Genomic DNA, 18,334 nt, shown 5'->3' on the forward strand with positions numbered 1-18,334 from the left:
CCACTCCTCGAGCTGATCGGCGACCTGCTCAGCGCTGCCTACGACGGTGTAGTGACCTCTCGCCGTCGCGATCCACTGGTAGAGCTGCCGGATCGTGAAGCCGTGCTCGTCGGCGATCTTGCGGATAAGCGCCTGGCGGCTCTTCATGCCTTCGGTCTCCTGGCTGACGGGGAGCGGACCATCGAGCGGATATCCGGTCAGGTCGAGCGTTCCGCCGGTCAATCCATTGAGCAGGGCGACGCCGTCCTCGGGCACGATCAGCGCATTGAGCCGCTCGTACTTGTCACGCGCTTCTTCTTCCGTTCGGCCGACGAAGGGCGCCACGCCCGGCATGATCAGCACGTGCTCGGGGTTACGCCCCGCGCGTTGGACGCGCGCCTTGATGTCCCGGTAGAACTCCTGGGCGGAACTCAGATTCTGGTGTGCGGTGAAGATCACTTCAGCTGTCGCGGCCGCAAGCCTGCGTCCGTCCTCGGATTGTCCCGCCTGGACGACAACCGGATGGCCCTGTATCGGGCGCGGCACGTTCAGCGGCCCTTTCACCGAAAAATGCTTGCCCCGGTGATTGATGTCGTGGACACGTCCCGCATCGAAAAAGCGACCGGTCGCCTTGTCGCGGATGAAAGCGTCGTCCTCCCAGCTATCCCAGAGGGCTTTGACCGTTTCGACATGCTCGTGCGCACGCTCGTAGCGCTCGGCGTGGGTCGGCTGCGTCTCCCTGTTGAAGTTGCGCGCCGTCTCATCCCCTGCCGACGTCACCACGTTCCACGCGGCCCGGCCGTTGGAAAGAAGGTCGAGCGACGCAAATTTGCGGGCGAGCGTGTAGGGCTCCTCGTAGGTGGTCGAGGCGGTCGCGATAAAGCCGAGATGCGTCGTGAGCGGCGCGAGTGCAGCAAAGAGCGTAATGGGTTCGAACCCCGCGATCTTGGCGTTCCCGCCTTCACGGCCCCCAAGCCCTACGGAGAGATTGTCCGCCAGGAAGTAGGCGTCGAACAGGCCGCGTTCAGCCGTCTGTGCAAGCCTCTTGTGGAATTCGAAACTTGTCGCGCCGTCTGCCGGTGCCTCCGGGTGTCTCCAGGCGGCGACATGCTGACCGCCGCCCGGCAGAAAGGCGCCGAGCTTGATCTTTCTGGTCATTGAACCCTCCGAGAATCGGCCGATCGGCCACGAGTTGATGGTTGCTTCACGATGTCTGTTCTCAGTCGGCGCGCTAGGCGGCGATGCTCCGCCAATCGGAGCGCGCCACGGCCCGCGTCGCTTCGTCGACCGACTGCCCTACCCGCGCATGGATCGCTTCGGAGAGCAGAACGCCGTCCGCAAAGTCCTTGTCCGACGCGTAGATTGCCGTCGGCATCGCAAGGGCTTCAAAGAAGCCGAACAGAGGGCGTAGCTGATGCTCCACGATCAGCGAATGACGTTCGCCGCCGCCGGTCGCCGCGATGATGATCGGCTTGCCGCGCAACGACCTAGGATCGAAGAGGTCGAAGCAGTGCTTGAACAGGCCGGTGTAGCTGCCTTTGAAGGTCGGTGAACCGACGACCAGCACGTCAGCCTCGATCACCTGGCTGACGAGATATCGTGCTTCAGGGGCGAGATCGTCCAGCCGCCTCGCCTTGGGCAGCGAGGGACCGAAGTCCTCGATATCGAATGTCTGCGCGGACGCCCCGATGTTCAGCGCGAGCCGATGAACGATATGATCGACGAACCCCCGGGTTTTGGATGGGCGTGTGATGTTTCCCGAGATTCCGGCTACTCTTTTATCCGGCATCTTGACCTCCGTTGGCGCCGCTTCAGATGTCGTCATCTAAATCTATAATTTTTATGATTTATAGAAACGAAGTTCTATTCCGCATCGTTAGAGGAGAAGAGTTTCCCATGATGCGGCCCGTGACCGCAGCGACCTTGGCGCAACCAGTCTCTCCGCCCGTATTTGCCTGACTGTCATCGTATTCTGGAAAGGCAAGAAGTGCCGGCTTGGAGAGGACCTACTTCCCCGCACAAGCGGGTTGAACGACCAGTTGTTCGAGATCCTTGTTCGAAGCGGCGGCACGCGGACGCGATTGGGGCAGTCCCGCTCCGTCTGGCCCCCCACAGCGCCGCGCGCCTTGTTCGACGCGCAAAGGACGCCAATCGGCTACGATTTAAGGAAGCGACAGTGGATCAAGCACGTCCGACCGCGTTTCGTAGTCGCTCTCTGGTAAATGGCAAATCATAGAGACGCTTGCCAGTGGCGTCCCTGATCGCATTGGCGACAGCCGCGGCCGCAGGTCCTTGGGCTGCCTCGCCGGTACCGAGGAACGGTTCCCCGGGGCGCTCGACAATATGCACCTCGACGCTATCCGGAACGCTCGCAAAACGAAGGATCGGATAGCTCGACCAGTCGGTGCTGGTAATCCTCGTCCTGTCGAATGCCACGGCCTCGTAGAGCGTCCAGCTGATCGATTGCAGGATGCCGCCTTCCGTCTGGTTGCGGATGCCGTCCGGATTGACGATCTCGCCGCTGTCGATGGCGGAAACGGCGCGTACCACGCGAACGCGCCCGGTCTCCGGCTCGACTTCCGCTTCCATCGCCACCGCTAGGTAAGCAGCCAGGTTCTTGTAGCGCGCGAAGCCGAAACCGCGTCCGCGATTCCTCGGCATCTGGGCCTTGTCCCAGCCGAAGCGCTCTGCAGCCAGTTCGATGACGGCACGCGCACGCGGATCCTCCATGTGCCGCAACCGGAATTCGACCGGATCAGCTTCGGCCATCAGTGCCAATTCGTCGATCGTGCTTTCGATCGCGAAGACATTGGCATAGCCGCCCAGCGCCCGGAGCGCAGAGACGCGCAGCGGCATGTCGGGCAAGAAGTGCCAGAGCACGCGCTTGTTCGGAATGGTGTAGAGCGGATTGGCGTTTCGGTCGCCGTTGCCGGAGGGACTGATTCTGAGCTCGGCCGGCTCCGGCTGGAAGGCTTGGGCCTTGTGGCGCGCTGCGAGCAGCGCACCGGCCCCGCCGGGCCGCGTCGAATGCGTATTGCTCCAGAGATCGTAAGCCCAGCTCGCGATCTTGCCTTGATCGTCGAGCGTTGCGCTGACTTTCATGAGCATCGCCGGACCATAAGGCTCCCAGCTGTGCTCCTGCTCGCGCATCCACTGAACGCGCACCGGCTTGCCGGGAATCTTGGTGGCAATGAGCGCGGCATCGGCGGCCGCGTCGTCGGCACCGTTATGGCCGTAGCACCCCGACCCTTCCATATGGATGACATGGACCTTTTCTTCCAGCATCGACAGCATCTCGGCGATCGCCTCGCGGTCGGGAAAGACCCCTTGCGTGTGCGATCAGACGTCCAACGTCCCGTCCGCCTTCATCTGCGCGACGGCGCAGGAGGGGCCGATCGAGCCGTGGATCTGATAGGGCCGCGTGTAGGTCGCCTCGAACACCTTGCCGCTGGATGAGATCACGCCCGCCTCGGCGACGGTTCCCACCTCGCGCTCGAGCCTTTGCAGTTCCGCCGGCAGGTCGGTCTGATCGGGGAGCGTCTCCCTTTCCTGCCACCGCGCGGCCTCTGCCAACGTCCGCATGGCATTTACCGCCTGAAATTCTTTCTCGGCCACGACGGCAAGGAAGTTGCCGTCGCGCACGACGGAGACGACGCCGGGCATTCCATCGGCCGCGCTTTGATCGAACTCGGTAAGCTCCGCTGCCGGGCTCGGCGGACGCACGACGCGAGCATGCAGCATGCCATCCAGACGCAGGTCGTGCACATAGGCGGGCTGGCCTGTCACTTTCGCCGGGATGTCGACGCGAGGAAGCGGTTTGCCCATCACTCGGAAGCTACCGGGCTGCTTGAAGGCGGATTGCGGCTGCGCTTCCACGTGCAGCGTCTGGCCGGAAACAAGCTCGCCATAGGTGGCGCTTCTCCCGTCTTTTGCCAGCACGGATTTGTTTTCGGCCCTGAGTTCCGTCGGCGCTATGCCGAAGCGCTTGGCGGCTTCCGCCAGAAGCAGCGCGCGCACCTGTGCCGCGGCGTTCCTGATTGCGGTACCGCTGTTTTGCATCGACTGGCTGCCGGCCGTGAAACCTTCGTTCGGCGTACGGCCCGTGTCCGCCGTGATAAACTCGATCTCCGTCGGGTTCACCTCCAGTTCCTCGGCAGCAACCTGCAGAAGGGCTGTGCGGATGCCTTGGCCGAGCTCTGCCTTGCCGGTGAAGACGGTAATCGAATTGTCGGGATTGATCCGGATCCAGGAATCGAGGAAGCGGTCGTCGTCAAGGCTGCCGGGCAAGGACGCGGGTGGTGCCGGTGGCGTCGTCGGCGGTGCCGGTGGCGCAGGCGCTTGGGCAAATGCGCGGCTAAGCGAAAAACTGACAACGAGCCCGCCGGCGCCGGCGATCACACTGCGGCGGGTGATTTCGTCCTTAAGAATGCCCATCAGCCTGCCCTCCGTTCATCGGACTCAGGCAACGAGGCGGCCTTCATCAATTCGCCTGCCCGTCTGATCGCCGCGAGAATCCGCATATGCGTTCCGCAACGACAGAGGTTTGTCGCCAGCGCCTCGCGGATGTCCTCGTCGCTTGGCTGCGCATTCCGGCGCAAGAGCGCGTGCGCACTCATCATCATGCCCGGGATGCAGTAACCACATTGCGCCGCCTGCAGCTCGATGAATGCCTGCTGCAACGGTCCCGGGTCGTCAATGGTGCCCAGACCTTCGATGGTCGTGATTTCGCGGCCTTCCAGCAACATGACGGGCACCATGCAGGAAAGCACCGCCTCGCCGTCCACCACCACCGTGCAGGAGCCGCACTGGCCGAGCCCGCAGCCGTATTTGGCGCCGTTCAAGGCCAGGTCGTCGCGAAGGACGTAGAGCAGAGGCGTCGACGGATCGGCGTCGATCTGATGCGGACTGCCGTTTACTGTCAGCGATATGCTCATCATCCCTCCTCGGCACCGACATTGTGCGGCGCCCTTTCAATGCCGTCCGACGGCCGGATGGTCACCTTGTGCGCGCCGGACCGGGTATTGGCGACCAGTTCCACAAGACCCGCCCATGCCGGCTCCTCGGAGAACCGCTCGCGCATGTAAGCAAGGACGTCGGCCACCTGCTGGTCATTGAGCAGATGTCGGAAGGCCGGCATCACCGCGCTTGCCTCGCCGTCCGCCGGCGGAAGGCCGAACAGGACGATGTTGACGATGTTTTGCGGATTCGGCGCATTGACGGCAGTGCTGAGTTCGAAGTTCAGGCCGCCGAAGGGCTGGCGCTGGCGGCCTTCATGGCAACTTGCACAGGCGGCAATATAGATCGCTTCGCCTGAACCGGCCCCGGAAGCACTCACGAGCGAACTCTGGCTATCGGCCGTCTGCTCCAGGCGATCCCCTTCGAACTGCTCGCGCAATTGCGCCGCTCTTTCCCCGCGTTCGGGCGTCGGATCTCCCATGATCGACGTCACATAGGTGGCGATTGCCATGATATCGCTATCCGGAAGGGCGGAGAGATTGCCCGTTACCTCGGCCATGGGTCCGCGCGAAACGCCGTGGAATTCATGCCAGCCGTTGCGCAGGTAGAAGGCGAGGCTTTGCTCGTCCCACGGGATAGGAGCCTTGGAATCCTTGTTGATCGCGTAAGCCTGCCAGCCCTCCGCCTCGCCGCCGCCGAAGTTCCGGTCGCGATCTTCAGCACCGAACGCGTTGCGCGGCGTGTGGCAAGCGCCGCAGTGGCCGAGCCCTTCGGCAAGATAGCGCCCACGCGTCCACGCCTCGCTCTGACCGCTGTCCGGTTCCAGTTCGCCCCTGTCGAAGAAGAGCAGCTTCCAGCAGGCAAGCAGGGGGCGGAACGTCAGCGGGAACTGGAGATCGTTCTCAGGCGCTTCAGCCTTTACCGCGGCACGCGTCATCAGGAAGGCATAGAGAGCGCGGTTGTCCTCTTCCGAGACGCGCGTGAAATGGTCGTAGGGGAATGCTGGATAGAGATGGCTGCCGTTCCGGTCGACGCCCTCGTTCATGGCGCGCTGGAAGGCCGCCTCGTTCCAGCCGCCAATGCCCGTTTCACGATCGGGGGTGATGTTGGTGGAGTAAATCGTGCCAAAAGGGGTCGGCACGGCGAGACCGCCCGAAAATGCGGGTTTGCCGGGAACGGTGTGGCAGGCGATGCAATTGCCGAGCGCCGCCAATTGCGCGCCCTTCGCGACGAGATCCGGGGCAAAACTCGCCTGCGCCGCAGCGGCGTCCTCGGGGATTTCGGAACGCCACGCCAACAGAAAGAAAACACCTGCAGCCACAAATACGGCCGCAATGAAAACGATCGCCGCCCTCAAGGCCCGCATCGCAGATCTCCGCCGATCAGAGGAAACGCCGCACTTCCCGATCTGTTCCGAGCGACGAAGTGACGTGTAGGTGAGTGCGGGAAGTCCGTGAGCGTGCTCTTGGGTACGAAGCTGGTCGGGCTGCTGCTGCATGCCGGGGACGATCAACGACGCCGCCTCTGCTGCGGCCGCTGCAGATCCGCGTCGAGCGACGAAACGAGAGGAAGGACGTCACTGACGCCCTTCCTCTGCTTCCGCCGGTTTGCCGTCTTGCATAGCGATGCACCTTAAAGCCGGACATCCCAAAGGGGAAATCTGGCTTCCAGGAGCGTGTCCCCACTCTCCGGAAGACCGATATCGCGGCGCATGCGGTTTGACAGATGGGCGGTCCGGTTCGTCGTTTGACGACGTCTCCAGGCGGCCCGGATCAACGCACCCGCGGTCTTCCAGATGCCGAATTTCCGGCACAGGTCATCGACCGTTGCGGTAAGGGTATCAACAACTAAAAATTGTGCTTCACGCATGATTTTTCCGTCCCGGCGCGACAATGCGGCCAGGTCCTCTCGAAGGTCGAATAGACGTGCGGAAGCGGACGCGGAAATGCGAACAATCGCTCCGTCAGCCGGTCACGTCAGCTCAAATGGGAAAGCGCCAATCGGCAGAAATCCGGGGCTTAGAGACCCTGGAAGCAAAATCGGCTCGAGCAAGATGTGCGATACATCGTCGTGCTGCCAGCCGTCCCGCCAGAGAGGCGCATAATCACGAGAACAGATATCATTTCACGCCTCCTCTGATTTGAATTGCGAGTATGGTGACTTTACACGAGACCGACCAATCTGCAAAGGCACAATTCGGGATTGTAGAAATCACGCCAGGTCCGTTGCGAGAATGCAACACTTTTCAGAGCTTCGTGCCGGCGCCGGCGAGCTGAAGCGCCACTTGCTTGTTCCGAGCGGGGCGACTCGCGGGACAAGCAAGAGACGACTGGAGGCCGCCAGGCGAAGGAAGCGGCCTGGGCATCAGCCGCTCCGCGGATTCTCATGCCGGGTGCCGTTCCCAGCAGACTGATCACCTTTGATCGGCCTCGTTCCCGAGAAGCGCATCGACTTCCGCCATGATCGCGGACGGTAACGGACCTTTCTCCAGCGCGGCCAGATTTTCGCGCACCTGCGCCTCCGTCTTGAAGCCGGGGATGGGAAAGGTGTTGGGCGAGCGGGCCAGAATCCACCCGAGTGCCCCTTGCGCCAAGGTCCTGCCGCCGATCTGGAGGAGCTCTCGTACCTCTGCAAGGCGGTGGAGATAATCGGCGCGAGGCCGCCCGCCCTCGAAGAACCGCACCCAGCTATGACCGGCTGCGCGCACGTCGCTTGGCGGCAGACGCGTCTCGGGACTGAACTTGCCGCTCAGGAACCCCATCGCCAGCGGTGATCGATTGAGGCTGGCGAGATTGCTGCCCTCACACATCGCCAACATGGCCGGCCCATCCGTAAAGACGTTCAGCTCCTGCTGAACCGCAACGAAATGCGGGAATTTCACCATTCGTTTCGCCGCTGCGGCGTTGTCCGCGCTCCAGCCCCAGAAACGGATGGCGCCTTTCTCCGCCAGCTTCTCGAGCGTCTCGCCGGCCGCATCCGCCAGATCGGCCGAAAGCTCTCCGACATGGATTTGATAGAGGTCGATATAGTCGGTGCCCAGACGCTCAAGCGATGCTGCGCAGGCCTGTTCGATGTAGGCGGGGCTGACATCGGTGCTGACGAGGGCACGGGCGACGCGATCGTAAGTGTATCCGAACTTGGTTGCGATGATTGCATCGGCTCTTCGTCCGCTCAGTGCCCGGCCAATCACCTCCTCGCTGTGCCCGGTTCCATAAGCATCAGCCGTGTCGATCAGCGAAGCCCCCATCTCAAGCCCGAGTTGAATGGCACGGATCGACTGTTCGTCGTCGACCTCCCCCCAGCCGTCCGGTTTTCCATCGAGTGTGAAATAGCCTCCAATCGCCCAGCAGCCTAAACCGATAGGTGCGGCCGCGAGGCCGGAGCGTCCCAATGGCCTGCGGTTGATCGCAGAGTTGTCGCTGGCAAGCATGGCATTCCTTTCCACTATGGTGATTCCAGCGAACTATGGCACCGCGTGCGCGGCGATCAGAAGCTTCGATTCCGCAGGGGGTTTTTCAACAATGAAAAGCCGTTCGCCAGCGCGGCCACGAGACTTGGTGTTCGGCGTGAGGGGGCGCGGCACAAATTTGCGCCGCGCAGGAGGCGCCCGTCCGCCGGTCTGAGGGGACTGTGCTGCCGCTTCGAGCCATTCGCCGCCGGCGCAGTGCCGGCGGCTCAGACCGGTCTCTGCCGCATGTGAGGCCCTTATACCCGTGCCGACGTCAGGCTGATTCTGCATTGCCGTCCATGACGGCCTGAGGATCCATCCACGCCAACTCGACTACATGCCCGTCGGGATCCTCGAACGTACGGTTGTACATGAAGCCCATGTCCATCGGTTCACGAATGTCGGCCTTGCCTCCGGCCTTCGCTGCGGTCTCGGTGAGCGAGTCCACCTCTTCGCGGCTGTCGCAGGAGAGGCAAAGCAGCACCTGGCAGGTCGCATGCGCGTCCGGAATCTCTTTCGACGTGAAGGTTGCGAAATAGTCGCGCGTCAGCAGCTGGAAGGTGATCGCGTCCGACCAGACCATCGAGGACGCCTTATCGTAGCTGAATTGCTCGTTCTTTTGGCACCCGATCGCTTGATAGAAGCGGGTTGAGGCGGCGATGTTCTTCACCGGCAGATTCACGAAAATCATCTTGGGCATTGCTGTCTCCTTTGATCGAAGTTGGTGGCCTTTGCGCCGTTCGCAACGAACGCTCTCGTCGCCAGCCCGGACGCCGGGCGACCGGCTGCAGGACGAACACTCTCAAGACCCACTTGGCTGAAACCGTCGAGGCGAGTTGCACCGCAGGTCGCCGGTGCGTTCATCCTCCTATTGGCTGGACACCGGCAACGCTGCCATGTCCCTTGAACGAGGTGGGGCGGAAGTCTCTCGCGCGATGGGAAACAGAGCCCTGAGGCGCTGGTCGCGGAGCCATAGGCCGCCCCACATGAACAGCCCGAGATAGACGCTGAACAGGATATGGCTGAAGAGTGGGCTGCCCGCGCGGATCTGGGTCGCCATAGCGCCGCCGAGCAGCCCCATCATCATCACCGCACCGAGCACACTTGTGCGCGGGATCAGGTAGAGCACCAGGCAGATCAGCTCGATGAGGCCGATCGTGAAAGAATAGCCGGCGGGCCAGCCAAGCTCAGCCATCGTCGCTTCCGCCACAGGCATTTGGAGCAGCTTGGGCGCGATCGAGGCGCCAAGCATGAACAGGGCAAAAAGCCCGGTGAGAATCCGACCGGTCCAGAGCATCGCAGGCGTGTTCATGCCGTCCTCCCGTAGGTGTGCAGCCACTGTTCGAGCCGGGCGAAGGTGCCCGTCCAGCCGTGGCGATGTCCGGCAAGACTCTGCTCGGACTTCAATCCCTGCTGCGTGAACTCCATTTGCGTCTGCCCGTCGGGCAGTTCGGTGAGGAGCACGGTGACGAGCGTGCCGACCGGAGTGCCGTCCTCATGACCGTCGCTCTCCCACTTGAAGCTGAACACCAGCCGCTCGGGTGGAACCACCTCGCGATAGACTCCGCCCTGCCAGAGCACGCGATCTTCCGACGTTGAGCGCAGGCAGGCACGCCAGGCGCCGCCCGGGCGCAAGTCCTGCTCGGTGCGGACCGCGGGCCACTCAGGCGGCCCCAACCATGCGACAAGCATCTCCGGCCGCGTCCAGGCGCGCCAGACCAGCTCTCGCGGCGCATTGAAGATGCGACGCAGGTTCAGCGAGTGCGCTGCAAGCGCGTCAGTGACGGGAGCCATCGTCGCTCCCCGATTGGATGCTCTTCAGATAGGCATCCAGCCGATCGAAGCTCGATTCCCAGTAGTGGCGATACTGATCGATCCAGTCGGCGACCCCCTTCATCGCAAGCGGCTCGAGCCTGGCCGGCCGCCACTGCGCGGTGCGGCTGCGGCTGACGAGCCCGGCATTCTCCAGCACCTTCAGATGCCGCGAGATGGCCGGCAGGCTCATCGCAAACGGCGCGGCGAGATCGTTCACCGAGGTCTCCCCCTCGCTCAATCGGGCAAGGATCGCGCGGCGCGTGGGATCGGCAAGGGCAGCGAATTGGGCGCTCAGTGGATCGGTATGCATGACATATCCCTGTATTTAACAGAGATGTTAAGTACGCTGTGAAAGGCTGTCAAGGGCTCGATCGGGCGCTTAGCGTATTGCCATCTTGAGCATCAGGATGTTCGACGGAGCGCAAAAAATGTCCTCGCTGCAACAGGCGCCATAATGAAGTATAGTCGCGTGGGACCCCCAAGCGATCTTAGAGGGAGGAAAAGAACAAATGTCCGTGGGCGCGGGTCCGCGAAAAGCGGACGCTGAATATGCGATTGAGTACTTCCAAGAGAACCCGGAAGCCGGCCTTTGCTACGAGGATCGGCGCTGGTGGATTACGCCGAACGCAAACGAGACCGACCAGCAGGTCCTGCTTCTTGACGTGAATGAGGCCGAGCGGCTCAAGGACAATCCTCGCCTTCAACTCGTGTCGGGAATCGCTCATGCGGAACGGTCGCTCTGGGTCGTTCGAAGAATGACATAGATAGCTATCCGCCGTCTGTGTCCAAGCACTAGCATGGCTTGGCAGGTTCGAGCGGGTGTTGCCCGGTTGCGAATTCGACGTCGCGCCGATCTGGGAAAAAATACGCAGCCACGTAAAGTGCCACAGCCAGTGCGTCTAAAAAGACGCACGGTGCTGTAGCCTGCATCGTCGCGGTTCCGATCACCCCGCCTTCAGTGCCACGCGTTTGCCGGTCGCGATCAGGCGTGCCGCCGCATAGGTCTGAGTGACGATCTCCGGAACGAGGTCGATGTCGGGCAGGCTGCCCACTCCGAGCGGACCGATCGCAAAGAGGTTCGGCGTGCGGCCGCCGCTGCCAAGCACTTCTCCGGTCGGGCTTACGGCGATGCCGAGTTCAAGCTCGTCGGGCATCGCCAGTCCGCCGGCAAAAAGGCTCTGCAACAGTGGCGCCTGCAGGTCCGGCGCCGAGCAGCGGCAGTCGATCACCTGGTCGGCCCGCAGCAGTTCCTCCGCGGGCTCGCCGGACCAGCGAACCATCAGCCCTTCCGGTACCCGCCGCCCGGCCCATCCGCGACGAAGTACCGTCCGGCCTTCGGCAAGCTCCTGCTGGAGGCGAGCGTGGACGGCCGCCGGCAGGCGGTTTCTGTGGCTGTCGTAGATGGCGCGCAGATGCCGGTTGAACTGGCGCTTTTCGCGCGCGGGGAGCGCCTGCCAGAGAGAGCGCGCACGGCGGCGAAGCCCGTTCATCGCCGACTGCCAGCTCTGTCCCTTGGCCTCCGCATCGGCGCAGGCCCTGCGGACAAACCGGACGATCTCGCGGAGGCTCGACGGCATCGGGTCGACAGGGAAACTCGGGGCCGCCGACAGGCGCGTATGCGTCTGCGGGAGAAAGCCATGTCGCGACAGGAGCGTGACCGTCCCCGCGTAGCCGTTGTCACGCAACTGGAAGAGCTGGTCGACGACACGAATGCCGCTGCCAAGAAGGATCGCATGCCGCGGATCGACGAGCCGGCGGGCTCTGACGACGGGCCGCTCCTCGTCGGGAACATCGACGTCGCGAGCCCTCATGCCAAAGCCGGTCGCGAGCACGACGACATCGCATTCGTCGGTTCCGGCGTCGTGAACGAGCGTGAAGCGACCAGTGGCGAGCTTGTGCAGACCACGGACTGGCTGGTGGGAGAATTTTACGGTGATATCGGAACGGCGTGCAAGCGCTTCGGAAAAGCGCTGATGGACGTAGTCGCTGAAAATGCCCCTGGGCACGAAAATCTGCTGGAACCCGGGTATCGCCGCCGGTACCGCCGCCCGGAATTCGCCGTTGGTGCAAAGCCAGTCGTTGAAATCGTCAGGCTGCCCGGCGGCAACCGAAAGATCACGCACGCGGCTGTTGAGGATCTCGCAGCTCTGCGCCGAGGACAGCGCCTGGCCACCGCTGATCGACGGGTGAGGATCGTACATGGTCAAATGGAAGGATACGCGGACCGACTTCATGAGCGCGATCGCCATCATGATGCCCGAAAATCCGCGCCCGACGACGGCAATCTCGGGCTTCGAGGATAGCCCGGCCGCCGCGGACGGCTTCGCTGCAAACAATCCGTAAACAGTCATGTGAGCTCCTTTGCGTCCGGCCGCAGCCGTATCAGTCGTGGGCAACCCCTACGCAGGACTTCGAGACACACAAATAGCTGCCGTTTGAATTTTCAGGGATATCAAGACTGGATGCCGCTCGGCTACCGGTAAGTCTGCGCTCCTTTGGCTGCCTCCAGCGCCGCGCCTCCTCAGGCGCATGCTTATGCGGCATAGTCTATCAAGTTAGTATTTTATGACAAAGAGACCGATCGGCAAGCGTTTTGTTCGACCCCTCGTCTCAACCACTCGTCTCAAGCAGTCGCCGCCGAGGAACATCGCCCGGCGTTTCCGATTGAAACCCTGCCACGATTGCCCCTCGACAGCGGTGCGTCAAACGGCTTCGCCCGTCACGCTTTCTACAGCCTTCTCTACCGCGACCGGACGTATAATTGGCGAATGCAAGAAAACAGTCCATGCTTCATGCTATGAGAGAGGATCGACCCGAGCGAAGTAAAGAAAGTTCAATATCCACAAATTCTATAGAACAAGCTTCCTTACCGGATGTAAGGTGATCATTCAGTGATACGGGCCAATGTCGGAGCGGAATCGTCGAGAGTGGAAAACGGCTTCCGCCCGCACCGATGTTCTTGGAACCGATCGCGAGAGTTCCGGATTGATGCGATCCAGGGACGTCGCGATCTATGGAGGATCGATATGGGAACCATCTCGCATTTCGCCGAGAAGACGAGATCGCCCGCGCAGCGCATCGAAAGCGAGGAAGAGGCCTTGTCGGTTGCAAGAGATCTGGCGAGGCAGTTTGCGGTACGTGCCAGCGAGCGTGACCTGGAGCGCGTTCTTCCCTATGAGGAACTCGATCAGCTCGCGCAATCAGGCCTGCTGGCGATCAGCGTTCCATCGGACTATGACGGGATCGATGTATCGAACGCCGTGCTCGCCGAGGTCGCGGCGATCCTCTCCGAGGCCGATAGCTCGATCGGCCAGATTCCCCAGAACCATTTCTATGTTCTGGAGGCGCTTCGTCACGACGGGACGGAGGAGCAGAAGAAGTTCTTTTTCGGGCGGGTGCTTGCCGGCGACCGGTTCGGCAATGCGCTCGCCGAAACCGGAACGGAGACCGTCGGCGATTACGAGACGCGCCTGACCGAAGACGGTGCCGGGTACCGGATCAACGGCCGCAAATATTATTCGACCGGCGTTCTCTTTGCCGATTGGATCGCAATTTTCGCGCTCGATCCTGCCGACCAGCTGACCATGTCCTTCGTCCCGCGCGGCACCGAAGGCGTCCAGATCATCGACGACTGGGATAGTTTCGGACAACGCGTCACCGGCAGCGGCACGACCGTGCTGCAGAACGTCTATGTGAACGCCGGATCCGTCGTCCGGTTTCACCGCGGATTCGAACGTGCCGGCACCATCGGCTCCGTCGGCCAGATCATCCGTGCCGGCGTGGATCTCGGCATTGCGCGCGCCGCCTTCCGGGAGACGGTCGACTTCGTTCGCACCAAGGCGCGGCCGTGGACGGACGGCGGCGTGGAACGAGCGTCGGAGGATCCGTTGACGATCGCCCGGGTCGGCGAGATCGCCATCCGCCTGGAAGCGGCGTCGGCAGTCGTCGAACATGCGGGAAGAAAGGTCGATGTCGCCCAAATCGATCCGACGGAGCAACATGCAATCGAAGCGAGCCTTGCTGTCGCCACCGCCAAGGTTCTGACGACGGAGGTCGCGCTCGACGCCACCAACACGCTCTTCGAACTTGCCGGCACCGCCTCGACGAAGGTCGCGCTCAATCTCGACCGCTACTGGCGCAATGCGCGCACCCACACGCTGCACGATCCGGTTCGCTGGAAATATCACGTGGTCGGCAACTACCATCTCAACGGCGTGACGCCGCCTCGAAATGGATCGCCTTGACTGATTACGCTCGGCGAGGACCGAATCAAGCTCATGGGCTGGCGATTGTAATTGTCAGTTTAGCTCAAGGATCCGCATGAGGAGCTTGGTCGGCAAGGCCTGCCCGGAACTCGTCGATCAGCGATTGTTCCCGACCGAGATAGCGCGGTGAGAAATGCATGGAACGGCCCTTGCCACCCGCGCGGCTGCAGCGATGCCCCTCCGGTGCGGGCTGACGTCACCTGAGACACCGCTCTCCGCTTGCGACTAGCGGGTCCCTGCTCAGGCAACTCAATTGCGCAGAAGATCCTGCATTTGACCTTGTTTTTGCAATCCGACTTCGCGAACGATCTCGGCGATCAGGGTAAACTGTGAAGACAGGGGATTCGTCTTCCGCCACACCATTCCTATAGTCCGAGAAGGACGCGGCTTGGCCAGGCGAGACATGCACACTCTGGAGGATAGCGTCTCCGTATAAACCGCCATCTGCGGAACGAGAGTAACGCCGATGCCGGCACCCACCATCTGGACAAGAGTGGAAAGAGAGCTCCCCTCCATCAACTCGCGTGTAGGCAAGGCCGCGACATTGCAGAAGGAAAGGGCCTGGTCCCTGAAGCAGTGGCCCTCCTCAAGAAGCAGCAGCTTCATCTCGTGAAGTTTGTCGGAACTGGGTACCGGTTTACCCGCATCTTCCAGCGGACGCACCAACACGAATTCCTCATCGAAGAGCGGGACCTCTTCCAGCGCAGGTTCGGAAACCGGCAGTGCGACGATCGCCGCGTCGAGCCGGGCTTCCAAGAGGTCTTCGATCAGCTTCTGAGTGATTGCCTCGCGCGGCCTGGGTTCCAGACCGGGGTAGCGCTGGTTGAGCGTCTTTATGACATCAGGAAGAAGATAGGGCGCGACCGTAGGAATGACGCCGATACGAAGGCGGCCGGCGAGCGGACCATGCGCCGCGCGTGCCAGGTCCTTTAGTTCGTCAACTGAGCGCAGGATCGAGCGAACCCTTCCTGCGAACTCCTCGCCAAGGCCTGTGAGACGAATTTTTCGGCCCCCTCTTTCCACCAGGGGAGCACCGATCAAGTCTTCCAGTTCCCTTATCTGCACCGACAACGCCGGCTGGGAGATTGCGCATGCCTCAGCCGCCCGTCCGAAGTGGCCCAATCTCGCGAGGGCATCGAAATAGCGCAGGTGTTTCATGGACAACCCAATCATAACCTGAGCATATCGGAGCCTTTAGAATATACAATTGGAATTTATCGTCAGGGTTGGCTACTGCGTCGGTACTGCTAGTGGATCTTGATGGTTATCGCCGCTTTCGAAAGCGGGCGTTCCATGGGCCACTTTCAGTCGCTCCTTTCTGTCTAGGCAACCCCATCGGAGAGCAAATATGGACGCAAAGACGAAACCGGCCGGCAAGTGTCCGGTCATGCACGGCGGTAATACTGCCCTTGGCAAATCTGTCATGGAATGGTGGCCCAACGCGCTGAATCTCGACATTCTGCACCAGCACGACACCAAGACCGATCCGCTCGGCAAGGAGTTCAACTATCGGGAAGAACTCAAGAAGCTGGACGTGGAAGCGCTGAAAGCCGACCTGCGTGCGCTCATGACGGATAGTCAGGATTGGTGGCCGGCGGATTGGGGCAGCTATGTCGGCATGATGGCTCGTGTCACTTGGCATGCGGCCGGGTCCTACCGCACCTCTGACGGCCGCGGCGGCGCCAACACCGGCAACCAGCGTTTCGCGCCGCTCAATTCCTGGCCCGACAACGTCAACACCGACAAGGGCCGCCGTCTGCTTTGGCCGATCAAGAAGAAGTACGGCAACAAGATTTCCTGGGCCGACCTGATAGCGCTCGCCGGCACGATCGCCTATGAGGTTGCTGGTCTCAAGACGTTCGGCTTCGCCTTTGGCCGCGAGGACATCTGGCATCCGGAAAAGGATACCTACTGGGGTGACGAGAAGGAGTGGCTCGCGCCGAGCGACGGCCGCTATGGCGACGTCTCCAAGCCTGAGACGCTCGACAACCCACTTGCCGCCGTACAAATGGGTCTCATCTACGTCAATCCCGAAGGCGTCAACGGGAAGTCGGATCCGCTGGCAACCGCCGCGCAAATGCGCGAGACGTTTGCTCGTATGGGTATGAACGACGAAGAAACCGTGGCGCTCACTGCTGGCGGCCATACGATCGGCAAGACCCACGGTAACGGCAACCCGCTCGATCTCAGCCCCGATCCGGAGGCTGCAGGCCCGGAACTCCAGGGCCTGGGCTGGTTGAATACGAAGGGCCGCGGCATCGGCCGCGACACGGTCGTTTCGGGCCTCGAAGGCGCTTGGACCACCGAACCGACCAAGTGGGACAATGGCTTCTTCAAGATGCTGTTCGAACACGATTGGCATCTGGTGAAGAGCCCGGCCGGCGCGACCCAATGGGAGCCGGTCTCGATTGCCGAACAGGACAGGCCGGTTGACGTGGAAGATCCTTCGATCCGCCACAACCCGATGATGACTGACGCGGACATGGCGCTAAAGGTGGACCCGATCTACCGCGAGATCTCCCTGCGCTTCATGAACGATTTCGAAGCATTCTCGGACGCTTTCGCCCGCGCCTGGTTCAAGCTCACACATCGGGACATGGGGCCGAAGACCCGCTATCTCGGTCCCGACGCGCCCACCGAAGACCTCATCTGGCAGGATCCGGTTCCCACCGGACGCAAGGACTACGACGTCAACGCCTTCAAGGCAAAGATCGCGGCCTCCGGTCTTTCGGTTTCGGATCTGGTCACGACCGCGTGGGACAGCGCCCGCACCTACCGTGGTTCGGATTTCCGTGGTGGTGCAAACGGTGCGCGCATCCGCTTGGCTCCCCAGAAGGACTGGGAAGGCAATGAACCGGCGCGTCTGGCCCGTGTTCTCTCGGTGCTCGAGCCGATCGCGGCGGGGTCCGGCGTCAGCCTCGCCGACGCGATCGTGCTTGCAGGCAATTACGGTGTGGAGCAGGCAGCGAAGGGTGCTGGCTTCGAAATCGAGTTGCCCTTCGCCCCGGGTCGCGGCGATGCGACCGCCCAGCAGACCGATGCGACAAGCTTTGCGCCGCTGGAACCTCTCGCTGACGGCTTCCGTAACTGGCTGAAGAAGGACTACGTGGTCAGCCCCGAGGAATTGCTGCTCGACCGCGCACAGCTCATGGGCCTCACTGCGCCGGAAATGACGGCGCTGGTCGGCGGCATGCGGGTGATCGGCACCAACCATGGTGGAACGGCGCACGGCGTCCTCACGGATCGCGCCGGCGCGCTGACGACGGACTTCTTCGTCACGCTGACTGACATGGCCTATTCCTGGGTGCCGGCCGGCAATAATCTCTACGAGATTCGCGACCGCAAGACCGGAACGACCAGATTTACCGCCACGCGCGTGGATCTCGTCTTCGGCTCGAACTCCATCCTGCGGGCCTATGCCGAAGTCTATGCCCAGGACGACAACAAGGAGAAGTTCGTCAAAGACTTCGCCGCCGCCTGGACGAAGGTCATGAACGCCGATCGTTTCGATCTGTCTGAATAAGGTTCCCTCGGAATCTCGTCATCAATGTCCCATCCCTGGTTTCCCCGGGGGTGGGTCACTTGTTTTCCGCCCGAGGCCGTTTGGAACGATTTGCCGGATCACCCGCAGGGTCGTCCATCTGCCTGTCGCCGCGCTTCGATGGCGCCTTCCCGGCACGTTCCCGCGCATGGGCATCCGGACCGGCGACTATGGTGCCGGGTTTGGTGCTGTCCCGCTGTTCACTTTCCTTGTGATCAGGACGTCGACCCTCTTTGGCCATGATGTACACCCTCCTTTTTGAACTATAACCTCAACGGCGCTGGCCTTGCCTTGTTCCGTAGATGTCATCGGTGCTGAGGATGAAAAAGT

Annotated in this window: 15 protein-coding genes and 1 pseudogene; 3 read left to right on the forward strand and 13 right to left on the reverse strand. The window is 62.0% G+C overall.

Annotated elements, in window-relative coordinates; all coding sequences use genetic code 11:
• The 11 genes and pseudogenes from QN219_RS26000 to QN219_RS26050 all read right to left on the reverse strand — a co-directional run.
• The coding region (locus QN219_RS26000) for an LLM class flavin-dependent oxidoreductase (RefSeq protein ID WP_284003004.1) at positions 1 to 1,137 on the reverse strand (1,137 nt) is incomplete at its 3' end.
• 73 nt (positions 1,138 to 1,210) lie between these two features.
• The gene (gene msuE, locus QN219_RS26005) at positions 1,211 to 1,768 is read right to left on the reverse strand and encodes an FMN reductase (RefSeq protein WP_284003006.1); all 558 of its coding nucleotides are present in this window, start codon (positions 1,766 to 1,768) and stop codon (positions 1,211 to 1,213) included.
• Positions 1,769 to 2,160: 392 nt separating this feature from the next.
• Positions 2,161 to 4,413: pseudogene (locus tag QN219_RS26010) on the reverse strand (molybdopterin cofactor-binding domain-containing protein).
• Positions 4,413 to 4,913: a (2Fe-2S)-binding protein gene (locus QN219_RS26015; RefSeq protein ID WP_284003007.1), complete on the reverse strand. Its 501-nt coding sequence runs from the start codon at positions 4,911 to 4,913 to the stop codon at positions 4,413 to 4,415. Before QN219_RS26015 ends, QN219_RS26010 begins: the two are co-directional and overlap by 1 nt.
• Positions 4,913 to 6,301: a cytochrome c gene (locus QN219_RS26020; RefSeq protein WP_284003008.1), complete on the reverse strand. Its 1,389-nt coding sequence runs from the start codon at positions 6,299 to 6,301 to the stop codon at positions 4,913 to 4,915. The genes QN219_RS26015 and QN219_RS26020 overlap by 1 nt, the downstream gene beginning before the upstream one ends.
• Before the next feature lie 266 nt (positions 6,302 to 6,567).
• Entirely contained in the window at positions 6,568 to 6,804 is a 237-nt protein-coding gene (locus tag QN219_RS26025) for a DUF1127 domain-containing protein (protein ID WP_284003009.1), read from the reverse strand.
• A 544-nt stretch (positions 6,805 to 7,348) separates the two neighbouring features.
• The gene (locus QN219_RS26030) at positions 7,349 to 8,365 is read right to left on the reverse strand and encodes an aldo/keto reductase (RefSeq protein ID WP_284003010.1); all 1,017 of its coding nucleotides are present in this window, start codon (positions 8,363 to 8,365) and stop codon (positions 7,349 to 7,351) included.
• 292 nt (positions 8,366 to 8,657) lie between these two features.
• Complete coding sequence (locus tag QN219_RS26035; protein WP_284003011.1) at positions 8,658 to 9,083, reverse strand: VOC family protein; 426 nt, start codon at positions 9,081 to 9,083, stop codon at positions 8,658 to 8,660.
• A gap of 168 nt (positions 9,084 to 9,251) precedes the next feature.
• A complete protein-coding gene (locus tag QN219_RS26040; protein ID WP_284003013.1) occupies positions 9,252 to 9,695 on the reverse strand; it encodes a DoxX family protein in 444 nt (147 codons plus the stop codon).
• Positions 9,692 to 10,177, reverse strand: a complete 486-nt coding sequence (locus tag QN219_RS26045) for an SRPBCC domain-containing protein (protein WP_284003014.1) — start codon at positions 10,175 to 10,177, stop codon at positions 9,692 to 9,694. Before QN219_RS26045 ends, QN219_RS26040 begins: the two co-directional genes overlap by 4 nt.
• Positions 10,161 to 10,508, reverse strand: coding sequence for a metalloregulator ArsR/SmtB family transcription factor (locus QN219_RS26050; RefSeq protein ID WP_284003015.1), 348 nt, complete (start codon positions 10,506 to 10,508; stop codon positions 10,161 to 10,163). The genes QN219_RS26045 and QN219_RS26050 overlap by 17 nt, the downstream gene beginning before the upstream one ends.
• Before the next feature lie 199 nt (positions 10,509 to 10,707).
• On the opposite strand from QN219_RS26050, the gene QN219_RS26055 reads away from it, so the two are divergent.
• Positions 10,708 to 10,962, forward strand: a complete 255-nt coding sequence (locus tag QN219_RS26055; protein WP_173512039.1) for a hypothetical protein — start codon at positions 10,708 to 10,710, stop codon at positions 10,960 to 10,962.
• A gap of 180 nt (positions 10,963 to 11,142) precedes the next feature.
• Here the strand turns inward: QN219_RS26055 and QN219_RS26060 are convergent, their stop codons facing one another.
• Complete coding sequence (locus tag QN219_RS26060; protein ID WP_284003016.1) at positions 11,143 to 12,549, reverse strand: FAD/NAD(P)-binding protein; 1,407 nt, start codon at positions 12,547 to 12,549, stop codon at positions 11,143 to 11,145.
• A gap of 675 nt (positions 12,550 to 13,224) precedes the next feature.
• On the opposite strand from QN219_RS26060, the gene QN219_RS26065 reads away from it, so the two are divergent.
• The gene (locus QN219_RS26065) at positions 13,225 to 14,442 is read left to right on the forward strand and encodes an SfnB family sulfur acquisition oxidoreductase (protein WP_284003017.1); all 1,218 of its coding nucleotides are present in this window, start codon (positions 13,225 to 13,227) and stop codon (positions 14,440 to 14,442) included.
• A gap of 270 nt (positions 14,443 to 14,712) precedes the next feature.
• Here the strand turns inward: QN219_RS26065 and QN219_RS26070 are convergent, their stop codons facing one another.
• Positions 14,713 to 15,636 carry a hydrogen peroxide-inducible genes activator gene (locus tag QN219_RS26070; RefSeq protein ID WP_284003019.1) on the reverse strand — a complete coding sequence of 308 codons (924 nt, stop codon included), beginning with the start codon at positions 15,634 to 15,636 and terminating at the stop codon, positions 14,713 to 14,715.
• 175 nt (positions 15,637 to 15,811) lie between these two features.
• Here QN219_RS26070 and katG point away from each other — a divergent pair, with 175 nt between their 5' ends.
• Positions 15,812 to 17,986 carry a catalase/peroxidase HPI gene (gene katG, locus QN219_RS26075; protein WP_284003020.1) on the forward strand — a complete coding sequence of 725 codons (2,175 nt, stop codon included), beginning with the start codon at positions 15,812 to 15,814 and terminating at the stop codon, positions 17,984 to 17,986.
• Positions 17,987 to 18,334: the final 348 nt, after the last annotated feature.

Origin of the sequence: Sinorhizobium sp. 8-89 (genome assembly GCF_030124325.1) — a bacterium.
Lineage (GTDB): Bacteria > Pseudomonadota > Alphaproteobacteria > Rhizobiales > Rhizobiaceae > Sinorhizobium.